Consider the following 15,751-nt stretch of genomic DNA (forward strand, 5'->3'; position numbering starts at 1 on the left):
AGTCGAGGAGTCTACTTGGTCGTTCCCGCAGGCCAGCGCGGCGCCGGAGTTGTGCGAAACGCCAGGACGGCGGTGCGGGGGGTGTCCGGAACCGCTCCCGGACACCCCCCGCACCGCTCAGATCCGCCGGCCCACCAGCTGCCGCAGCACGTCCTCCAGCGTGACCAGGCCCGCGAGGCGGCCGTCGTCGCCGATGACGGCCGCGATGTGGCTGCCCGAGCCGCTCATCGCGGTGATCACGTCGTCCAGCGGGGTCGCCGCCTTCACACTCGCGATCGGACGCATCCGCCGCAGCGGGAAGGGCACGTCGCGCGGGCCCGCGTCGAGGGCGTCCTTCACATGCAGATAGCCCAGGATGCGGCCGGAGGGATCGACGACCGGGAAGCGGGAGAAGCCCGAGCTCGCCGAGAGCCGCTCCAGCTCCTCGGGGGTGACGCCGAGCCGGGCGGCCACGACGCGCTCGACGGGCAGCACCACGTCCTGCACCGGGCGGCGGCCCAGCTCCAGGGCGTCCCGCAGCCGTCCCGCGGCGCGCTCGTCGAGCAGCCCGGCCGCACCGGCGTCACCGACGATCCGGACGAGCTGGTCGTCGGAGAAGGTCGCCGCGACCTCGTCCTTGGGCTCCACCCGCAACAGCTTCAGCAGGCCGTTCGCCAGCGAGTTGACGGCGAACACCAGCGGGCGCAGCGCGCGGGCCACGGCCACCAGCGGCGGTCCCAGCAGCAGCGCGGAACGCACCGGGTCGGCGAGCGCGACGTTCTTCGGCACCATCTCGCCGAGGAGCATGTGCGCGTACGTCGCCGCGGCCAGCGCGATCACGAACGAGAACACGTGGATCAGCTGGTCCGGCACCCCGGCGAGGTCGAAGAGCGGCGAGAGCAGATCCGCGATGGCCGGCTCGGCGACCACACCGAGCACCAGCGTGCACAGCGTGATGCCGAGCTGGGCGGCGGCCAGCAGCGCCGAGACGTGCCGCAGCCCCCACAGGACGGCGCGGGCCCGCCGGTCGCCGTGCTCGGCGAGCGGCTCGACCTGACTGCGGCGCACGGAGATCAGCGCGAACTCGGCGCCCACGAAGAAGGCGTTGACGACCAGGGTCGCCAGCCCGATGAGCAACTGGACGACGACGGTCATCGGTCCGCCTCCCGGTCCGCGGCCGGGCTGTGCCCGCCGCCGTCGGGGGGCGCGGTCAGCCGGACGCGCGCCGCGCGGTGCCCGGCCGCGTCGACGACCTCGACGCGCCAGCCGGCCACCTCCACGGTGTCCCCGGCGGCCGGGATACGCCCCAGCGCGGTGGCGACCAGCCCGGCCACCGTCTCGTACGGGCCGTCGGGCGCCCGCAGCCCGATGATCTCCAGCTGGTCGGTGCGGGCCGAGCCGTCCGCGTCGTACACCGCGCGGCCCTCGGCGTCCGTACCGGCCGGGGCCAGATCGGGCAGCTCGTCGGGGTCGTGCTCGTCGCGGACCTCGCCGACGACCTCCTCGACGATGTCCTCCAGGGTCACCACACCGGCCGTGCCGCCGTACTCGTCGATGACGACGGCCATGCTGCGCTTGGCCGACAGCCGGTCCAGCAGCCGGTCCACGGTCAGCGACTCCGGCACCAGCAGCGGGTCGCGCATCAGTGCGGTCACCGGGTGCAGGGGCCGGCGCTCGGCCGGTATCGCCAGGACGTCCTTGATGTGGGCGACACCGACGACCGTGTCCAGACCGCCCTGGTGGACGGGGAAGCGGGACAGGCCGGTGGCGCGGGTCGCCTCGGCGACATCCTCGGCGGTGGCCGTCGCCTCCAGCGCGGTGACCTGCACGCGCGGGGTCATCACGTTCTCCGTCGTCAGCTCGGCCAGGCCCAGGGTACGCACGAACAACTCGGCGGTGTCCGCCTCCAGCGCGCCCTCCTTCGCCGAGTGCCGGGCGAGCGCGGCCAGTTCCTGCGGACTGCGCGCGGAGGCCAGCTCCTCGGCGGGCTCCAGGCCCATCCGGCGCAGCATGCGGTTCGCGGTGTTGTTCAGATGCCGGATCAGCGGGCGGAAGGCGGTGCTGAAAGCGTTCTGCGCGCCCGCGACGTGCCGGGCGACGGGCAGCGGCCGGGAGATCGCCCAGTTCTTGGGCACGAGCTCGCCGAGCACCATCAGCACCACGGTGGAGAGCACGGTGCCCAGCAGCAGCGCCGCCGAGGAGGCCACCGAGGCCGACAGCCCCAGCGCCCGCAGCGGGCCGGTGAGCAGCGCCGCGACGGACGGCTTGGAGATCATGCCGATGATCAGGCCCGTGACCGTGATGCCGAGCTGCGCGCCGGAGAGCTGGAAGGTCAGGCTGCGCACGGCCTTGAGGGCGCTCGTCGCCCCGCGCTCGCCGCGCTCGACGGCCCGCTCCAGCTCGCCGCGCTCGACGGTCGTCAGCGAGAACTCCGCCGCGACGAAGACGGCACAGGCGAGGGTGAGCGCGAGAGCGGCCACCAGCAGGAGCACTTCGGTCATCGGGTCACCTCCGTCCCATGATCGGCCAGGGCCGCGCGGAGGCGCGCGCGATGTCGACTGCGGGGACTACTGGGAGGCTCGCCCATGGGCGGACGCTCACACCTTTCACGTCGTGCGGATGCATATGCGGATGGAGATAGGGAACGTACGCCACCATGGTAAAGGACGGGCAAAGCGTTCTCGGTGGGTGAGGATCCGCCGACGGGACCGGCCGGCGCCGCCGGGTGCCCCGCCCCTCAGGAGGGTCCGGGCCGCTCGCCCGCACCCGGGGCGGACGGCCGCCGGGCCACCCCCAGCACGCACGGCGACGCCGGTGAGGCGACCGGCGTCCACGGCACCTTGATCCGGCGGTACGTGACGGGCTCGAAACCGGCCGCCGTGATCGCGGCCAGGGGGTCCCGCGCCGTGTGGCAGCCACCGAACAGCAGGGGCCACACCGTGGCGTCCAGCACCTCCTGCACCGCGGCGTGCGCCCGCCCCGGGGCCCGGCCGTGCTCGAAGAACCGCAGCTCCCCGCCCGGTCTGAGCACCCGCCGCAACTCCGTGAGCGCCCGCCGCACGTCCCGCACCGAGCACAGCACGAGCGAGACCACCGCCGCGTCGAACGCCTCGCTCTTCACGGGCAGCGCCTCCGCCGCCCCCGGCACCACGTCCACGGGAACGCCCGTACGCACCGCGGCCTCCACCGCGAGTCTGCGCAGGAGCCGTTCGGGCTCGATCGCCACGATCTCCGAGACCGTCCCCGGGTAGTACGGGAAGTTCAGCCCGGTCCCGGCACCGATCTCGATCACCCGGCCCGACAGCCCGGCCAGCAACTCCCGCCGGTGCGCGACGATTCCGGCCCGCTCGTCCCAGGCAGGGGCGCACTTCGCGTAGAACCGCGCGAAGAGAGGATGGTGCACGGCGTCGTGCGGTGTCGCGGTGCTCCGGAGCGGCATGGCACACCCCTTCCCGGGGATCGGACGGCTACCGCGATTGTTCCCCCGCCCGCAACACCTCGCACCGTCGGCACGCGGAGTTCCGGCGGAGCCGGAGGCAGTTGGGCGGAGCGCGGCCGTGGCGCCGGGTGATCGCGGGGGTGTCCGCGCACTCGTCCGTCTCCGCTCCGCCGCCCGCAACTGCCCTGCCCCTTACGGCCCGTAAGGCCCGTACGGCTCAAGGCCCGGTACGCGCCTCACGCCCGGTGCCGCGCCGCGAAGCGCGCCGCGGCCCAGCCGCCCCCCAGCTCCGGGGCCAGCCAGCCGCCCGCCGCCGCGCGGAAACCGTCCGGGGACAGGGCGCCCGCACCCTGCGGAAGCGCGCCGAGCAGGGGGACGCCCGCCGCCCCCGGGAGATCGGCGAGGTTGCAACGGGCCGCCAGGTCCGGGGCGTCCGGCCAGCTGCCGATCACCACGCCCGGGCAGCGCAGTCCCCGCGAGCGCAGCGCCTCGGCGGTCAGCGCCGTGTCGTTGAGCGTGCCCAGACCGGCCCGGGCGACCAGCAGGACGGGCGCGCCCAGCAGCCGCGCGGCGTCCGCCAGCGTCGCGCCCTCCTCGTCGAAGCGCACGAGCAGTCCGCCCGCGCCCTCGACCAGGACCAGGTCGTGCCCCGCCGCGAGCCGGGCCGCCGCGCGCTCGATCCCGCGCGGCCGCACCGCCGCGCGGCCCGCCCGGCGGGCGGCCGTGTCCGGTGCCAACGGCTCGGGGTAGCGGGCGAGTTCCTCGCCCGTGATCCCGCCGGCCAGCCGCCGCACCTCGGCGACGTCCCCCGGCTCGTCCGCCGTGACTCCCGTCTGCGCGGGCTTGAGCACCGCCACGCTGCGGCCTGCGGCGAGCGCCGCCGCCGCGAGCGCGGCGGTGACCACCGTCTTGCCGACACCGGTGCCGGTTCCGGTCACCATCAGGACCGACATGGACTGTTGCCCTTCTTTCTTTTCTTTCTTTCTGTCGCGGCTTTCTGTCGCTGCCGGGGCCCGGCCGGTCACCCTTCGCGGGCGGCCGCGCACACCGCCGCGCAGATCCGGGCCACGTCCTCGTCACCCGTCACATACGGCGGCATCGTGTACACCAGGTCCCGGAACGGGCGCAGCCACACGCCCGCGCGGACCGCCGCCCGGGTCGCGGCCGCCACGTCGACCTCGTGGTCGAGCTGGACCACGCCGATCGCGCCGAGCACCCGCACGTCCCGTACCCCCGGCAGCGGCCCGGCGGCGGCCAGCCCCTCGCGCAGCCCGGCCTCGACGCGCTTGACCTCCGTCTGCCAGTCCTGGCCCAGCAGCAGGTCGACCGAGGCACAGGAGACCGCGGCGGCGAGGGGGTTGGCCATGAAGGTGGGGCCGTGCGCGAGCACCGGCACCTCGCCCGAGGAGATGCCGTCGGCCACGCGCGGCGTGCACAGCGTCGCCGCCATCGTCAGATAGCCGCCGGTCAGCGCCTTGCCCAGACACAGCACATCGGGGGTGATCCCGGCGTGGTCGGCCGCGAAGAGCGCGCCCGTGCGCCCGAATCCGGTGGCGATCTCGTCGAGGACGAGCAGCACGTCGTGCTCGTCGCAGACCTCCCGCAGCACCCGCAGCAGCCGCGGGTCGTGGAAGCGCATGCCGCCCGCGCCCTGCACCACGGGCTCGACGATCACGGCGGCCAGCTCGTGGGCGTGCCGGGCGACCGTCTCCCGCAGATGCGCCTCGTACCCGGGCAGCGCCGCCGTATCGCGCGCGTCCGGGGGCGCGTCGGCGAAGACGTGCCGGGGCAGCAGCCCCGACCACAGCTCGTGCATCCCGCCGTCGGGATCGCACACGGCCATCGGCTGCCAGGTGTCCCCGTGGTAGCCGCCCCGCCAGGTCATCAGCCGGCGCTTGCCGCTCCGGCCGGTGGAACGCCAGTACTGCAGGCACATCTTCACCGCGACCTCGACCGCGACCGAGCCGGAGTCGGCGAGGAAGACGTGTTCCAGGCCCTCGGGGGTGATCTCCACCAGCCGGGCGGCGAGCCGCACGGCGGGCTCGTGGGTGAGCCCGCCGAACATCACATGGCTCATCCGCCCCAGCTGCTCCGTGGCGGCCGCGTTGAGGACGGGGTGGTTGTAGCCGTGGACGGCCGACCACCACGAGGACATCCCGTCCACCAACTCGCGCTGCCCGAAGGCGGGTTCCGCGAGGCGCAGCCGTACCCCGGAGGCGGACTCGACGACCAGCGGCTTCTGGCGGCCGGGCATCGGACCGTAGGGGTGCCAGACGTGCTGCCGGTCCAGGGCGCGCAGCGCGGCGGGGGAGAGGGGCTCACGCATTGGGCGGCAGATCCGTGCCCGCGCCGCGCCGCCGTACGGCCACCAGGTCCGTACGCGCCCGGCCGTCCGCCTCCGCCGCGTGCGCGGCCTCCTCCGGAGCGTCGCCGCACGCGCTGCCGCACCCGGTTCCCGCCCCGGCCGCGCGATGGGCCGGCAGGGTCGTGGTGCCGGTGCCCTCCACCTCGAAGCCCGCGTCCGCGATCATCGCGAGGTCGGCCTTGCCCTCCTGGCCCTCGCTGGTCAAGTAGTCCCCGAGGAAAATGGAGTTGGCCAGGTGCAGGGCGAGCGGCTGCAGCGAGCGCAGGTGCACCTCGCGTCCGCCCGCGAGCCGTACCTCCACGTCCGGGCAGGCGAAGCGCACCATCGCCAGGATGCGCAGGGCCCGCTGCGGGGTGAGATTCCACTCCTCGGCCAGCGGGGTGCCCTCGAAGGGGATGAGGAAGTTGACCGGAACCGAGTCCGGGTCCAGGGCGCGCAGCGCGAGGACCACGTCGACGAGGTCCTCGTCGCTCTCGCCCATGCCCGCGATCAGCCCGGAGCAGGCCGACAGGCCCGCCGCCTGCGCCTGGTGCACGGTCTCGACGCGGTCGGCGTAGGTGTGCGTGGTGGTGATGGTGCCGTAGGTGTTCTCGGAGGTGTTGAGGTTGTGGTTGTAGGCGTCGGCGCCGGCCGCGCGCAGCCGCTCCGCCTGCCCCTCGGACAGCAGCCCGAGGCACGCGCACACCTCGACGTGCTCGTTCTCCTCCTTGATCGCCTCGATGGTCTTCGAGACGCGGTCGATGTCCCGGTCGGTCGGCCCGCGTCCGCTGGCGACCAGGCAGACCCGCTTCGCGCCGCCGGCGACCCCCGCGGCCGCGGCCTTCGAGGCCTCGTCGGGTTTGAGCCAGGTGTACTTGAGGATGCCCGCCTCCGAGCCCAGCCGCTGCGAGCAGTACGAGCAGTCCTCGGGGCACAGCCCGGACTTGAGATTGACGAGGTAGTTGAGCTTCACCCGCCGCCCGAACCACTTGCGGCGCACCTTCCCCGCCGCGGCCACCACGTCGAGCAGCTCCTCGTCGGAGGTCGCCAGCACCGCGAGCGCCTCTTCGCGGGTCGGCGACTCGCCGCGCAACCCCTTGTCCACCAGCGTGTTCAGCAGGTCCATGGCGGAGATCCTTACGCACGCCGGGGGCCGCGGCATAGGTGGGGACCGCACAACGGCAGTGGTGAAAGGTGTGTGGATCGCCACACCCTGCCCCGGGGTACCGGCCGTTACGTTCTATGCACACCCCACAGAACCCGGGCCCGCTCCCGGGGAGCGCACACGAGGGACGGCCCATGCCCCAGGACCCGTTCGACTGGATCGACGAGCAGCACGAGCGGCGCCGGGCCGCGGGTCTCGTCCGCACCCTGCGGCCGCGCCCGGCCCAGGAGCGGGTGACCGATCTGGCCGGCAACGACTATCTGGGCCTGGCCCGCCACCCCGAGGTCACCGAGGCCGCCGCCGCGGCCGCCCGCCGCTGGGGCGCGGGCGCCACCGGCTCCCGGCTGGTCACCGGCAGCACCGAGCTGCACGCCGAACTGGAGGCGGAACTCGCCGCGTTCTGCGGCTTCGAGGCCGCCCTCGTCCTCTCCTCCGGCTACGCCGCCAACCTGGCCGCCGTCACCGCGCTGAGCGGTCCCGCCCACGCGGGCGCCCTGCTGGTCTCCGACGCCGGCAACCACGCCTCGCTGATCGACGGCTGCCGGCTCGCCCGCGCCCGTACGGCCGTCGTCCCGCACCGCGCTCCCGACCTGGTCCGCAAGACGCTCGCCGAGCACGGCGGGCCCGCGCTCGCCGTCACCGACTCCGTCTTCTCCGTGGACGGCGACGCCGCCCCGCTGCCCGGGCTCGCCGCCGTGTGCCGGGAGTACGGCGCGGCGCTGCTCGTCGACGACGCGCACGGGCTCGGCGTCCTGGGCGAGGGCGGCCGGGGAGCGGTGCACGCGGCCGGGCTCGCGGGCGCCCCCGACGTGGTCGCCACCGTCACCCTCTCCAAGTCCCTGGGCGCCCAGGGCGGTGCGGTGCTCGGCCCCGCCCGCGTCATCGCCCAGCTCGTGAACAGCGCCCGTACCTTCGTCTTCGACACCGGGCTCGCCCCCGCCGCGGCCGGGGCCGCCCTGGCCGCCCTCGGGGTGCTGCGCCGCGAACCCGAACGCGCCGCGCGCGTACGGTCCGTGGCCGCCGGACTGCACCGCCGGGTGACGGACGCCGGGCTGACGGCGGCCCGGCCCGACGCCGCCGTGGTCGCCGTCCACGCGCCCTCGCCCCCGGCCGCCGTGCGCTGGGCCGCCGACTGCCGGGCGGCGGGCGTGGCCGTCGGCTGCTTCCGTCCGCCGTCCGTGCCCGACGGGATCTCCCGGCTGCGCCTCACCGCCCGCGCCGATCTGACGGACGATCAGGTCAGGGCAGCCGTCGGCACAGTGGTCCGTACCGCTCCCGGCGCCCGAGGGGAGGAGCGGGACGCAAGCGGCTGTCGCACAGGTGGGTGACGAACGAGGACCAGGCGGCCGGGGGGAACAGCAGCACGGGACCGGACGCGCTCTTCGAATCGCGCACGGCGAGCAGCCAAGCGGACAACTCCGGAGCCGTTTCGACACAGTTGTTCATTCCTGTGCTGTAACTGCTGCGCCGCCAGGGGATGCCGTGCGGCGCCGGACGGGACGGGGAGCACCGGGGCGTCGCGGGCATGGTGCCTCCTTACGGACCGTCGTTGATCCCGGCGATGAAATCCAACGAGTTCTCGTGCGAGAGGGCCTGCGCGCGCAGCGCGGTGAAAGCCTCGCTGTACGCCCGGAGGTCTTCTTTCCGCTCCAAGTAGAGGCTACTCGTCAAGTGGTCGAGGACAACCACGTCCAGATCAGCAATGCGCGGGAAAGAGAAGATAACGAAAGGGCCGGTGACGCCGATATGGGTGCCGCTGGAGAACGGCAGGACATGCAGCCGCACATGGCGCAGCGACGCCGTCTCCATCAAATGCGCCAGCTGCCCGGCCATGACCTCCGGCCCGCCGACCTGATGGCGCAGCACCGCCTCGTCCAGCACCGCGCACAGCTCCAGCGGACGCCGGCCCCGCAGCACCGACTGCCGTGCCATGCGCACCCGCACCAGCTCCTCCACCTGCTCCGGCGGCGGGTCGCCGAGCGCCGCGCGGGTCACGGCGCGGGCGTAGGCCGGGGTCTGCAGCAGCCCCGGCACGACCGTCGTCTCCAGGGTGCGTAACCGCGAGGCCTCCGACTCCAGGCTGATGAAGTCCAGATACGCGGACGGCAGCAGATCGCGGTAGGCGTACCACCAGCCGCGCCGCGCCCCCTGCGGGCCCTGCGACCCCGCGCCGCACAGCGCCCCCAGCAGCGCCCGCAGTTCGGGGTCACCGACCCCGTAGGCGTCCAGCAGCAGTGCCACGTCCGCGGGCTTCACGCCACTGCTGCCCGTCTCGATCCGGCTCACCTTCGACTGGTGCCAGCCGACCCGGCGCGCCGCCTCCGCGCTCGTCATTCCGGCGAGTTCGCGCTGACGGCGCAGCTCCGCCCCGAGTTTGCGGCGGCGCACCGCCGGTCCGTACCGCATCGGCCCCTCCTCACCGACCGGGCGTGTGGCATCGAATCCCGGTCGCCGTCACCGGTGAATGCACCGGCCGAATCCACCGGGCCGGTGCCGAGGGACAGTCTGCCGTCCAAATCCGGTCTGCCGTCGCAGACTTCACCGCTTCGAGCGACAGATATATGCATATCCTGGCGATCGCCGCCGTCCCGGGTGATTTCAGTGGCACTCTGTCGCGAGGAGAAACGCCGGAATGGGGACACTGTCATGGCGGACCGCCAGGAAGCCACCGTCACGCTGGCGAGCACCCCGGCCTCGGTGTCCCGCGCGCGCCGCTATGTCACGGGGGTGCTCGCCGAGTGGGCGCGTGCCGAGGGGCCGGACGGGCCGGACCGCACGGACACCGTCGAGACCGTCCGGCTCGTCGTCTCCGAACTCGCCACCAACGCCGTGCTGCACACCCGGGGCGACTCGCCGACCTTCACCGTCGACGTCCTCGTCGACGACGGTCTCCAGCTGTACGTCGGGGTCACCGACAGCCACCCCCGCTACCCCCGGCGGCTGCCCGCCGCGGTCCAGCAGGACAACGGCCGGGGGCTGGTGATCGTCCGCTGGCTGGCCGCCGAGCGCGGCGGCAGGCTGTTCTTCACCCCGGCCGAGGACGGCGGCAAGACCGTGTGGATCCGGCTGCCCTGGAGCGTTCCGGTGCGGACCGGGGCCTGACAAAGTCCCAAGGATCCAAGGATCTTCGGGGTCCTCGGGATCTTCCGGGAACGGGAGCGCGGCGGCGTGCGGGGCGCCGCCGCGCGACGGGTGGTCAGTCCACCCGGCCGTACCAGACGCTGTTGGTCCAGATCCGCTCCAGGCGGACCACCGCCCCGGTCTTCGGCGCGTGCCAGATCTTGCCGTCCCCCGCGTATATCCCCACGTGGTAGACACCGCGCCCGTGGGAGAAGAAGAAGACCAGGTCACCGCGTTCGCGCGCGGCCCGGGAGATGTGCCGCGTGCTGTTGTACTGCTGGGCCGCGGTGCGCGGCAGCCGCTTGCCGGCCTTCTTGAAGGAGTACAGGGTCAGCCCCGAGCAGTCGAAGCGGTACGGGCCGGTGGCGCCCCACTGGTACGGGGAGCCCTGTTTCGAGGCCGCGATCTCAAGGGCCCGGTCGGACAGCGGGGAGGCCTCGGCGCCGCTCGCCGCGCCCGGTACCACGACCGAGGCGCCGACGGCGGCGAGTGTGAGGGCCGAGGCAGCCCCGGCCCTGGACAGCAGTGACGGACGTTTGTGCGCGCCCATGCGTCTACCCTTCGTCAGCCGCCTGTGAAGGATGACCTGTCGGGTTCGGGCAGGCGAAGAATGCCCGGCCGTGTGCAGACGGCTTCACCCCAAGGGCCGACCGGCACTACGCTTGGTCGTCCCGCCGTGCTCGGGTCCTCCATCCCTGCCGATGAGTTCGCTCGACCCGGCATCCCGGCGGCGGCAGGGTTCGGCGTCCGCCTGGACCGCCCCGCCGCGGTGGCGGGGTCTTGTCGTCGACGGGATCTTGCCCAGCCCGGGTACGGATTCCGACCGGAACCGGGGGTATGTGACGTTGATCACTTCCAGGCAATTCGGGTGGACGCGGGGCGATTTGACCCTCCTCGCCCGGCCCTGCTGAGCCCCTGGCCTGGGAGCTTGTACGGCACTCCGGAAGGCTGTGCGTGCCCGCGAGCGACCGGCCCCCGCACGGTGTCCAGGCCGGCTCCGTCAGTGGTACTAGGTGTGGCTACGTGTGCCCGGGGCCCTCGCTCGGCGGCAACGTCACCCGCGCGGCCCGCCGTTCGCCGTCCAGGACCCGCATCGCTCGCGCCAAGGTGCCCGTATGCAACTCCCGTTCGCCCCTTTCGTGCATGACTTCGAAGGCCTCGCGGAGCCGGCCGGCCGCGACGACGAGGGTCTGCGCCGCCCGTAGCCCGCTGTACGTGCCGTGCGCGCGTGCGGGGTTGATCCGGCCCAGAAGATCCAGTACGTGCAGATAGCAATCGATCACTTCGCCCTCGGCCCGGGTCAGCGCGGGCAGCGGCGGCAGCTCGGGAGGCAGCACGGTCACCGCCCCGCCCCGAACCGGGCGGCCTGCTCGCGGCGGCCGGTGACCACGTGGTCCACCAGCCCGTAGGCCCTCGCCGCCGCCGCGTCGAGCACGGTCTCGCGCTCGGTGTCCCGCCGGATCCGCTGCGGACCGTGCCCGGTGTACCGCGCGAGCAGCGCCTCGACCGTCCCGCGGGCGCGCTCCAACTCCCCGGCGTGGATGCCGAGATCGGTGGGCGTGCCCCGGACCGGCCCGTCGAGCGACGGCTGGCGCAGCACGAACCGCGCGTGGGGCAGCGCGAGCCGCTTGCCCGGAGCGCCGGCCGCCAGCAGCACCGCGGCGGCGGAGGCGGCCTGCCCGAGGCAGACGGTCTCCACGTCGCAGCACACGTACGCCATCGTGTCGTGGATCGCGGTCATCGCCTCGACCGAGCCGCCCGGCGAGTTGATGTACAGCGAGACGTCCCGCTCCGGCGCCGCGTGCTCCAGGTACATGAGCTGGGCGATCACGTCGCCCGCACAGGTGTCGTCGATCGCCGTGCCGATCACGACGATCCGCTCGGACAGCAGCTTCCCGTACGGGTCCGTCGTGATCCCCGCCGGGTCCACGAGCGCGTCGCTGATGGTGTTCACGCCTTCGCCCCTCGTCATGACCGCACCCCTTTCCGTGCCGCACCTCTCCTTGTGCCGCACCCTCTCTGTAAAAAATGTACAGGACGTACGTCCCGTTAGAATGGGGGCATGGCCTACGAAATTCCGGTGACGCAAGCGCGAGCCGAACTGGCGGACCTGATCAACCGCGTCGTCTACGGCGGCGAGCGGGTCGTCGTCACGCGTCACGGGAAGCCCCTCGTCGCCCTCGTCTCCGCCGCCGACCTGCGGCGACTGGAGGAGGAGCGCGAGGGCGAGGGCGTCTCGCCGGACGAGGTGATCAGCACCGTCTCCGCCGTGCGCTCCCTCGCGTCCGCTCCCGGCGAACAGGGCCGCTACGGCATCACGGCCGAACACCGGGGCGGCACGGGGCCGTCCCCCTCCTGAAGCACCCGGCCGGAAGGGCGCGGCACGCGGTGCCGCGCCCGATCAACCACGGCCTCGCAAAGCGTCAGTTAACGCGGTGGAAAAGCTTGCGCTCTAATCTGCAATCCCTGGCGTCCGGCACAAGACCCGCAGGTCAACAGGGTGTTGAACTCATATAGGGTCCCGCTGCGGCGAATCGAAAGAGGTGGGACGCATGCAACTTTCCCCGCACGAGCAGGAGAAACTGCTCATCCACGTGGCCGCCGACGTCGCCGGACGACGCCGCGCCCGCGGCCTTCGTCTCAACCACCCCGAAGCCGTCGCGCTCATCACCGCCCACGTCCTCGAAGGCGCCCGCGACGGCCGCACCGTCGCCGAGCTCATGTCCTCCGGACGCAAGGTGCTCACCCGCGACGAGGTCATGGAGGGCATCCCCGAAATGCTCCACGACGTGCAGGTCGAGGCCACGTTCCCCGACGGCACCAAGCTCGTCACCGTCCACGAGCCCATCGCCTGAGGGGGTTCCCGCCATGATTCCCGGAGAGATCCTGCACGCCGCCGCGCCCGTCCGCCTCAACGAGGGACTGCCGCACACCCGGCTCACCGTCCTCAACGCCGCCGACCGGCCCGTCCAGGTCGGCTCCCACTACCACTTCGCCGAGGCCAACCCCGGACTCGACTTCGACCGCGCCGCCGCCCACGGCAAGCGGCTCGCCGTGCCCGCGGGCACAGCCGTGCGCTTCGAACCCGGCATCCCCGTCGAGGTCGAGCTCGTGCCCCTCGCCGGCAAACGCGTCGTCGAAGGACTGCGCGGCGCGTGCGGAGGACTCCTCGATGCGTGAACTCGGCCGCGCCGCCTACGCGGACCTCTACGGCCCCACCGCCGGCGACCGCGTCCGCCTCGCCGACACCGACCTGCTGATCGAGATCGAGGAGGACCGCAGCGGCGGCCCCGGCCACGCCGGGGACGAGGCGGTCTTCGGCGGCGGCAAGGTCATCCGCGAGTCCATGGGCCAGTCCCGCCTCACCCGCGCCGAGGGCGCCCCCGACACCGTGATCACCGGCGCCGTCGTCCTCGACCACTGGGGCGTGGTCAAGGCCGACATCGGCATCCGCGACGGCCGGATCACCGGCATCGGCAAGGCCGGCAACCCCGACATCATGGACGGCGTCCACCCCGACCTCGTCATCGGCCCCGAGACCGAGATCATCGCCGGCAACGGACGGATCCTGACCGCCGGCGCGATCGACGCCCACGTCCACTTCCTGTGCCCCCAGGCCGCCGACGAGGCCCTCGCCTCCGGAGTCACCACCCTCCTCGGCGGCGGCACCGGCCCCGCCGAGGGCAGCAAGGCCACCACCGTCACCCCCGGCTCCTGGCACCTTGCCCGGATGTTCGAGGCACTGGAGGGCCACCCCGTCAACATCGGCCTGCTCGGCAAGGGCAACACCGTCTCCTACGACGCGCTGCGCGCCCAACTGCGCGGCGGCGCCGTCGGATTCAAGATCCACGAGGACTGGGGGGCCACCCCCGCCGTCATCGGCACCTGCCTGGACGTGTGCGAGGAGAGCGGCGCCCAGCTCGCCATCCACACCGACACCCTCAACGAGGCGGGCTTCGTCGCCGACACCCTCGCCGCCGTCGCCGGGCGGTCCGTCCACGCCTACCACACCGAGGGCGCCGGCGGCGGACACGCACCCGACATCATCACCGTCGTCTCCCAGCCCAACGTCCTGCCCAGCTCCACCAACCCCACCCGCCCGCACACCGTCAACACCGTCGACGAGCACCTCGACATGCTGATGGTCTGCCACCACCTCAACCCGGCCGTCCCCGAGGACCTCGCCTTCGCCGAGTCCCGCATCCGGCCCGGCACCATCGCCGCCGAGGACGTCCTGCACGACCTCGGCGCCATCTCGATCATCTCCTCCGACTCCCAGGCCATGGGCCGCATCGGCGAGGTCGTGCTGCGCACCTGGCAGACCGCCCACGTCATGAAGCGGCGGCGCGGCGCCCTGCCCGGCGACGGCGCGGCCGACAACCGGCGCGCGCGCCGCTACGTCGCCAAGTACACGATCAACCCCGCCGTCGCCCAGGGCCTCGACCACGAGATCGGCTCCGTCGAGACCGGCAAACTCGCCGACCTGGTCCTGTGGGAACCGGCGTTCTTCGGCGTCAAGCCGTACCTGGTCGTCAAGGGCGGCCAGATCGCGTACGCGCAGATGGGCGACGCCAACGCCTCCATCCCCACCCCGCAACCCGTCCTCGCCCGGCCCATGTTCGGCGCGACGGGCCGCGCTCCGGCGGCCGGCTCGCTGAACTTCGTGACCCAGTGGGCCATGGACGACGGCCTCCCCGAACGCCTCGACCTCGGCAAGCGCTTCGTCCCCATCCGCTCCACGCGCGGCGTGACCAAGGCGGACATGCGCAACAACGACGCCCGGCCGCGCGTGGAGGTCGACCCGGACACCTTCACCGTGACCATCGACGGGGAGACAGTGGAGGCGCGGCCCGCGGAGGAACTGCCCATGGCCCAGCGGTACTTCCTGTTCTGATGAGTGTCACGACGGATGCCGCAGCCGGCCGCGCGGCGGGCGCTCGCGCGCCGGAGGTGCCGCCGCTCCCCGCGCCCGTACCGCTCGCCGGGCTGCGTGCCGCCCTCCTCGTGCTCGCCGACGGGCGGTTCCCCGCCGGGGGACACGCGCACTCCGGCGGCGCCGAGGCCGCCGTCAAGGCCGGGCGGATCCACGACGCGGACACCCTGGAAGCCTTCTGCCGGGGGCGGTTGCACACCGCCGGGCTGACCGCCGCCGCCCTCGCGGCCGCCGCGGCCGCCGGCCTCGACCCCCTGGAACTGGACGCGGCCGCCGACGCGCGTACCCCCTCACCGGCCCTGCGCGCGGCGTCCCGCCGCCTGGGCCGGCAACTGGTACGGGCCGTACGGGCCGCGTGGCCCGCCCCCGAACTCGACGCCCTCGCGGCCGCCCGGCCCCGGGGCGCCCACCAGCCGGTCGTGCTCGGCCTCGCCGCCCGCGCCGCGGGACTGACGCCGCTCGACGCCACCCAGGCCGCCGCCCACGACTGTGTGAGCGGACCGGCCACGGCCGTGGTCCGGCTGCTGGGCCTCGACCCCTTCGCCGCGACCGGCGTCCTCGCCCGCCTGGCCGGGGAATCGGACCTGGTCGCCGCGCAGGCCGCCGAAGCCGCGGCACGGGCCGTCCATGAGGGCGTGGAGGTCCTGCCCGCCCGCTCCGCCCCGCTGCTCGACATCACCGCGGAGGAGCACGCGGCCTGGCCCGTACGCCTCTTCGCCACCTAGGGGCGCGACCCCGCCCGCCCCGACCGCTTCCCGGAAGGCAGACCCC

18 protein-coding genes and 1 riboswitch are annotated in these 15,751 nt (G+C 73.6%); of the genes, 7 read left to right on the top strand and 11 right to left on the bottom strand.

Annotated features, from left to right (window positions below; all coding sequences use genetic code 11):
• Nucleotides 1-117: 117 nt before the first annotated feature.
• The 6 genes from ACFP1Z_RS24985 to bioB form a co-directional block, all read right to left on the bottom strand.
• A complete protein-coding gene (locus ACFP1Z_RS24985) occupies nt 118-1,134 on the bottom strand; it encodes a hemolysin family protein (RefSeq protein WP_390319643.1) in 1,017 nt (338 codons plus the stop codon).
• Nucleotides 1,131-2,480: a hemolysin family protein gene (locus tag ACFP1Z_RS24990; protein WP_390319645.1), complete on the bottom strand. Its 1,350-nt coding sequence runs from the start codon at nt 2,478-2,480 to the stop codon at nt 1,131-1,133. The genes ACFP1Z_RS24985 and ACFP1Z_RS24990 overlap by 4 nt, the downstream gene beginning before the upstream one ends.
• A 236-nt stretch (nt 2,481-2,716) precedes the next feature.
• Complete coding sequence (locus tag ACFP1Z_RS24995) at nt 2,717-3,418, bottom strand: class I SAM-dependent methyltransferase (RefSeq protein WP_390319646.1); 702 nt, start codon at nt 3,416-3,418, stop codon at nt 2,717-2,719.
• A 236-nt stretch (nt 3,419-3,654) separates the two neighbouring features.
• Nucleotides 3,655-4,371: a dethiobiotin synthase gene (bioD, locus tag ACFP1Z_RS25000; protein WP_390319647.1), complete on the bottom strand. Its 717-nt coding sequence runs from the start codon at nt 4,369-4,371 to the stop codon at nt 3,655-3,657.
• Between the two features lie 68 nt (nt 4,372-4,439).
• The gene (locus ACFP1Z_RS25005; RefSeq protein ID WP_390319648.1) at nt 4,440-5,744 is read right to left on the bottom strand and encodes an adenosylmethionine--8-amino-7-oxononanoate transaminase; all 1,305 of its coding nucleotides are present in this window, start codon (nt 5,742-5,744) and stop codon (nt 4,440-4,442) included.
• Entirely contained in the window at nt 5,737-6,888 is a 1,152-nt protein-coding gene (bioB, locus tag ACFP1Z_RS25010) for a biotin synthase BioB (protein ID WP_390319649.1), read from the bottom strand. Before bioB ends, ACFP1Z_RS25005 begins: the two co-directional genes overlap by 8 nt.
• A gap of 173 nt (nt 6,889-7,061) precedes the next feature.
• Here bioB and ACFP1Z_RS25015 point away from each other — a divergent pair, with 173 nt between their 5' ends.
• Nucleotides 7,062-8,255, top strand: coding sequence for an 8-amino-7-oxononanoate synthase (locus tag ACFP1Z_RS25015; RefSeq protein ID WP_390319650.1), 1,194 nt, complete (start codon nt 7,062-7,064; stop codon nt 8,253-8,255).
• On the opposite strand, the gene ACFP1Z_RS25020 is transcribed toward ACFP1Z_RS25015, so the two are convergent.
• The gene (locus tag ACFP1Z_RS25020) at nt 8,167-8,454 is read right to left on the bottom strand and encodes a DUF397 domain-containing protein (RefSeq protein WP_390319651.1); all 288 of its coding nucleotides are present in this window, start codon (nt 8,452-8,454) and stop codon (nt 8,167-8,169) included. The two genes, ACFP1Z_RS25015 and ACFP1Z_RS25020, sit on opposite strands and share 89 nt — an antisense overlap.
• 9 nt (nt 8,455-8,463) lie before the next feature.
• The gene (locus ACFP1Z_RS25025) at nt 8,464-9,333 is read right to left on the bottom strand and encodes a helix-turn-helix domain-containing protein (RefSeq protein ID WP_390319652.1); all 870 of its coding nucleotides are present in this window, start codon (nt 9,331-9,333) and stop codon (nt 8,464-8,466) included.
• Nucleotides 9,334-9,573: 240 nt separating this feature from the next.
• Between ACFP1Z_RS25025 and ACFP1Z_RS25030 the strand changes: the two genes are divergently transcribed.
• A complete protein-coding gene (locus tag ACFP1Z_RS25030) occupies nt 9,574-10,029 on the top strand; it encodes an ATP-binding protein (protein WP_390319653.1) in 456 nt (151 codons plus the stop codon).
• Nucleotides 10,030-10,123: 94 nt separating this feature from the next.
• Here the strand turns inward: ACFP1Z_RS25030 and ACFP1Z_RS25035 are convergent, their stop codons facing one another.
• The 3 genes from ACFP1Z_RS25035 to ACFP1Z_RS25045 all read right to left on the bottom strand — a co-directional run bounded on the left by ACFP1Z_RS25035 (nt 10,124) and on the right by ACFP1Z_RS25045 (nt 12,019).
• On the bottom strand, nt 10,124-10,597 hold the full coding sequence (locus tag ACFP1Z_RS25035; protein ID WP_390319654.1) for a C40 family peptidase: 474 nt from the start codon (nt 10,595-10,597) through the stop codon (nt 10,124-10,126).
• Between the two features lie 3 nt (nt 10,598-10,600).
• Nucleotides 10,601-10,769, bottom strand: a riboswitch (cyclic di-AMP (ydaO/yuaA leader).
• 297 nt (nt 10,770-11,066) lie between these two features.
• On the bottom strand, nt 11,067-11,384 hold the full coding sequence (locus tag ACFP1Z_RS25040) for a hypothetical protein (RefSeq protein WP_390319721.1): 318 nt from the start codon (nt 11,382-11,384) through the stop codon (nt 11,067-11,069).
• Between the two features lie 2 nt (nt 11,385-11,386).
• Nucleotides 11,387-12,019 (bottom strand): ATP-dependent Clp protease proteolytic subunit, encoded by a 633-nt coding sequence (locus ACFP1Z_RS25045; RefSeq protein WP_390319655.1) that lies wholly within the window; start codon nt 12,017-12,019, stop codon nt 11,387-11,389.
• Nucleotides 12,020-12,109: 90 nt separating this feature from the next.
• Between ACFP1Z_RS25045 and ACFP1Z_RS25050 the strand changes: the two genes are divergently transcribed.
• The 5 genes from ACFP1Z_RS25050 (at nt 12,110) to ACFP1Z_RS25070 (ending at nt 15,705) form a co-directional block, all read left to right on the top strand.
• Nucleotides 12,110-12,406 carry a type II toxin-antitoxin system Phd/YefM family antitoxin gene (locus ACFP1Z_RS25050; RefSeq protein ID WP_390319656.1) on the top strand — a complete coding sequence of 99 codons (297 nt, stop codon included), beginning with the start codon at nt 12,110-12,112 and terminating at the stop codon, nt 12,404-12,406.
• A gap of 193 nt (nt 12,407-12,599) precedes the next feature.
• On the top strand, nt 12,600-12,902 hold the full coding sequence (locus ACFP1Z_RS25055) for an urease subunit gamma (protein WP_390319657.1): 303 nt from the start codon (nt 12,600-12,602) through the stop codon (nt 12,900-12,902).
• Between the two features lie 13 nt (nt 12,903-12,915).
• Complete coding sequence (locus ACFP1Z_RS25060) at nt 12,916-13,227, top strand: urease subunit beta (protein ID WP_390319658.1); 312 nt, start codon at nt 12,916-12,918, stop codon at nt 13,225-13,227.
• Nucleotides 13,220-14,941, top strand: a complete 1,722-nt coding sequence (locus tag ACFP1Z_RS25065; RefSeq protein WP_390319659.1) for an urease subunit alpha — start codon at nt 13,220-13,222, stop codon at nt 14,939-14,941. The genes ACFP1Z_RS25060 and ACFP1Z_RS25065 overlap by 8 nt, the downstream gene beginning before the upstream one ends.
• Nucleotides 14,941-15,705, top strand: a complete 765-nt coding sequence (locus ACFP1Z_RS25070) for an urease accessory protein UreF (RefSeq protein ID WP_390319660.1) — start codon at nt 14,941-14,943, stop codon at nt 15,703-15,705. The genes ACFP1Z_RS25065 and ACFP1Z_RS25070 overlap by 1 nt, the downstream gene beginning before the upstream one ends.
• Nucleotides 15,706-15,751 lie beyond the last annotated feature (46 nt).

Origin of the sequence: Streptomyces gamaensis (assembly GCF_042656465.1) — a bacterium.
GTDB classification, from domain to species: domain Bacteria; phylum Actinomycetota; class Actinomycetes; order Streptomycetales; family Streptomycetaceae; genus Streptomyces; species Streptomyces gamaensis.

Bases quoted from the DNA above. Each gene is read 5' to 3' on its own strand.
- ACFP1Z_RS24985 (WP_390319643.1), bottom strand. From the start codon at position 1,134: ATGACCGTCGTCGTCCAGTTGCTCATCGGGCTGGCGACCCTGGTCGTC.
- ACFP1Z_RS24990 (WP_390319645.1), bottom strand. From the start codon at position 2,480: ATGACCGAAGTGCTCCTGCTGGTGGCCGCTCTCGCGCTCACCCTCGCC.
- ACFP1Z_RS24995 (WP_390319646.1), bottom strand. From the start codon at position 3,418: ATGCCGCTCCGGAGCACCGCGACACCGCACGACGCCGTGCACCATCCT.
- bioD (WP_390319647.1), bottom strand. From the start codon at position 4,371: ATGTCGGTCCTGATGGTGACCGGAACCGGCACCGGTGTCGGCAAGACG.
- ACFP1Z_RS25005 (WP_390319648.1), bottom strand. From the start codon at position 5,744: ATGCGTGAGCCCCTCTCCCCCGCCGCGCTGCGCGCCCTGGACCGGCAG.
- bioB (WP_390319649.1), bottom strand. From the start codon at position 6,888: ATGGACCTGCTGAACACGCTGGTGGACAAGGGGTTGCGCGGCGAGTCG.
- ACFP1Z_RS25015 (WP_390319650.1), top strand. From the start codon at position 7,062: ATGCCCCAGGACCCGTTCGACTGGATCGACGAGCAGCACGAGCGGCGC.
- ACFP1Z_RS25020 (WP_390319651.1), bottom strand. From the start codon at position 8,454: ATGCCCGCGACGCCCCGGTGCTCCCCGTCCCGTCCGGCGCCGCACGGC.
- ACFP1Z_RS25025 (WP_390319652.1), bottom strand. From the start codon at position 9,333: ATGCGGTACGGACCGGCGGTGCGCCGCCGCAAACTCGGGGCGGAGCTG.
- ACFP1Z_RS25030 (WP_390319653.1), top strand. From the start codon at position 9,574: ATGGCGGACCGCCAGGAAGCCACCGTCACGCTGGCGAGCACCCCGGCC.
- ACFP1Z_RS25035 (WP_390319654.1), bottom strand. From the start codon at position 10,597: ATGGGCGCGCACAAACGTCCGTCACTGCTGTCCAGGGCCGGGGCTGCC.
- ACFP1Z_RS25045 (WP_390319655.1), bottom strand. From the start codon at position 12,019: ATGACGAGGGGCGAAGGCGTGAACACCATCAGCGACGCGCTCGTGGAC.
- ACFP1Z_RS25050 (WP_390319656.1), top strand. From the start codon at position 12,110: ATGGCCTACGAAATTCCGGTGACGCAAGCGCGAGCCGAACTGGCGGAC.
- ACFP1Z_RS25055 (WP_390319657.1), top strand. From the start codon at position 12,600: ATGCAACTTTCCCCGCACGAGCAGGAGAAACTGCTCATCCACGTGGCC.
- ACFP1Z_RS25060 (WP_390319658.1), top strand. From the start codon at position 12,916: ATGATTCCCGGAGAGATCCTGCACGCCGCCGCGCCCGTCCGCCTCAAC.
- ACFP1Z_RS25065 (WP_390319659.1), top strand. From the start codon at position 13,220: ATGCGTGAACTCGGCCGCGCCGCCTACGCGGACCTCTACGGCCCCACC.
- ACFP1Z_RS25070 (WP_390319660.1), top strand. From the start codon at position 14,941: ATGAGTGTCACGACGGATGCCGCAGCCGGCCGCGCGGCGGGCGCTCGC.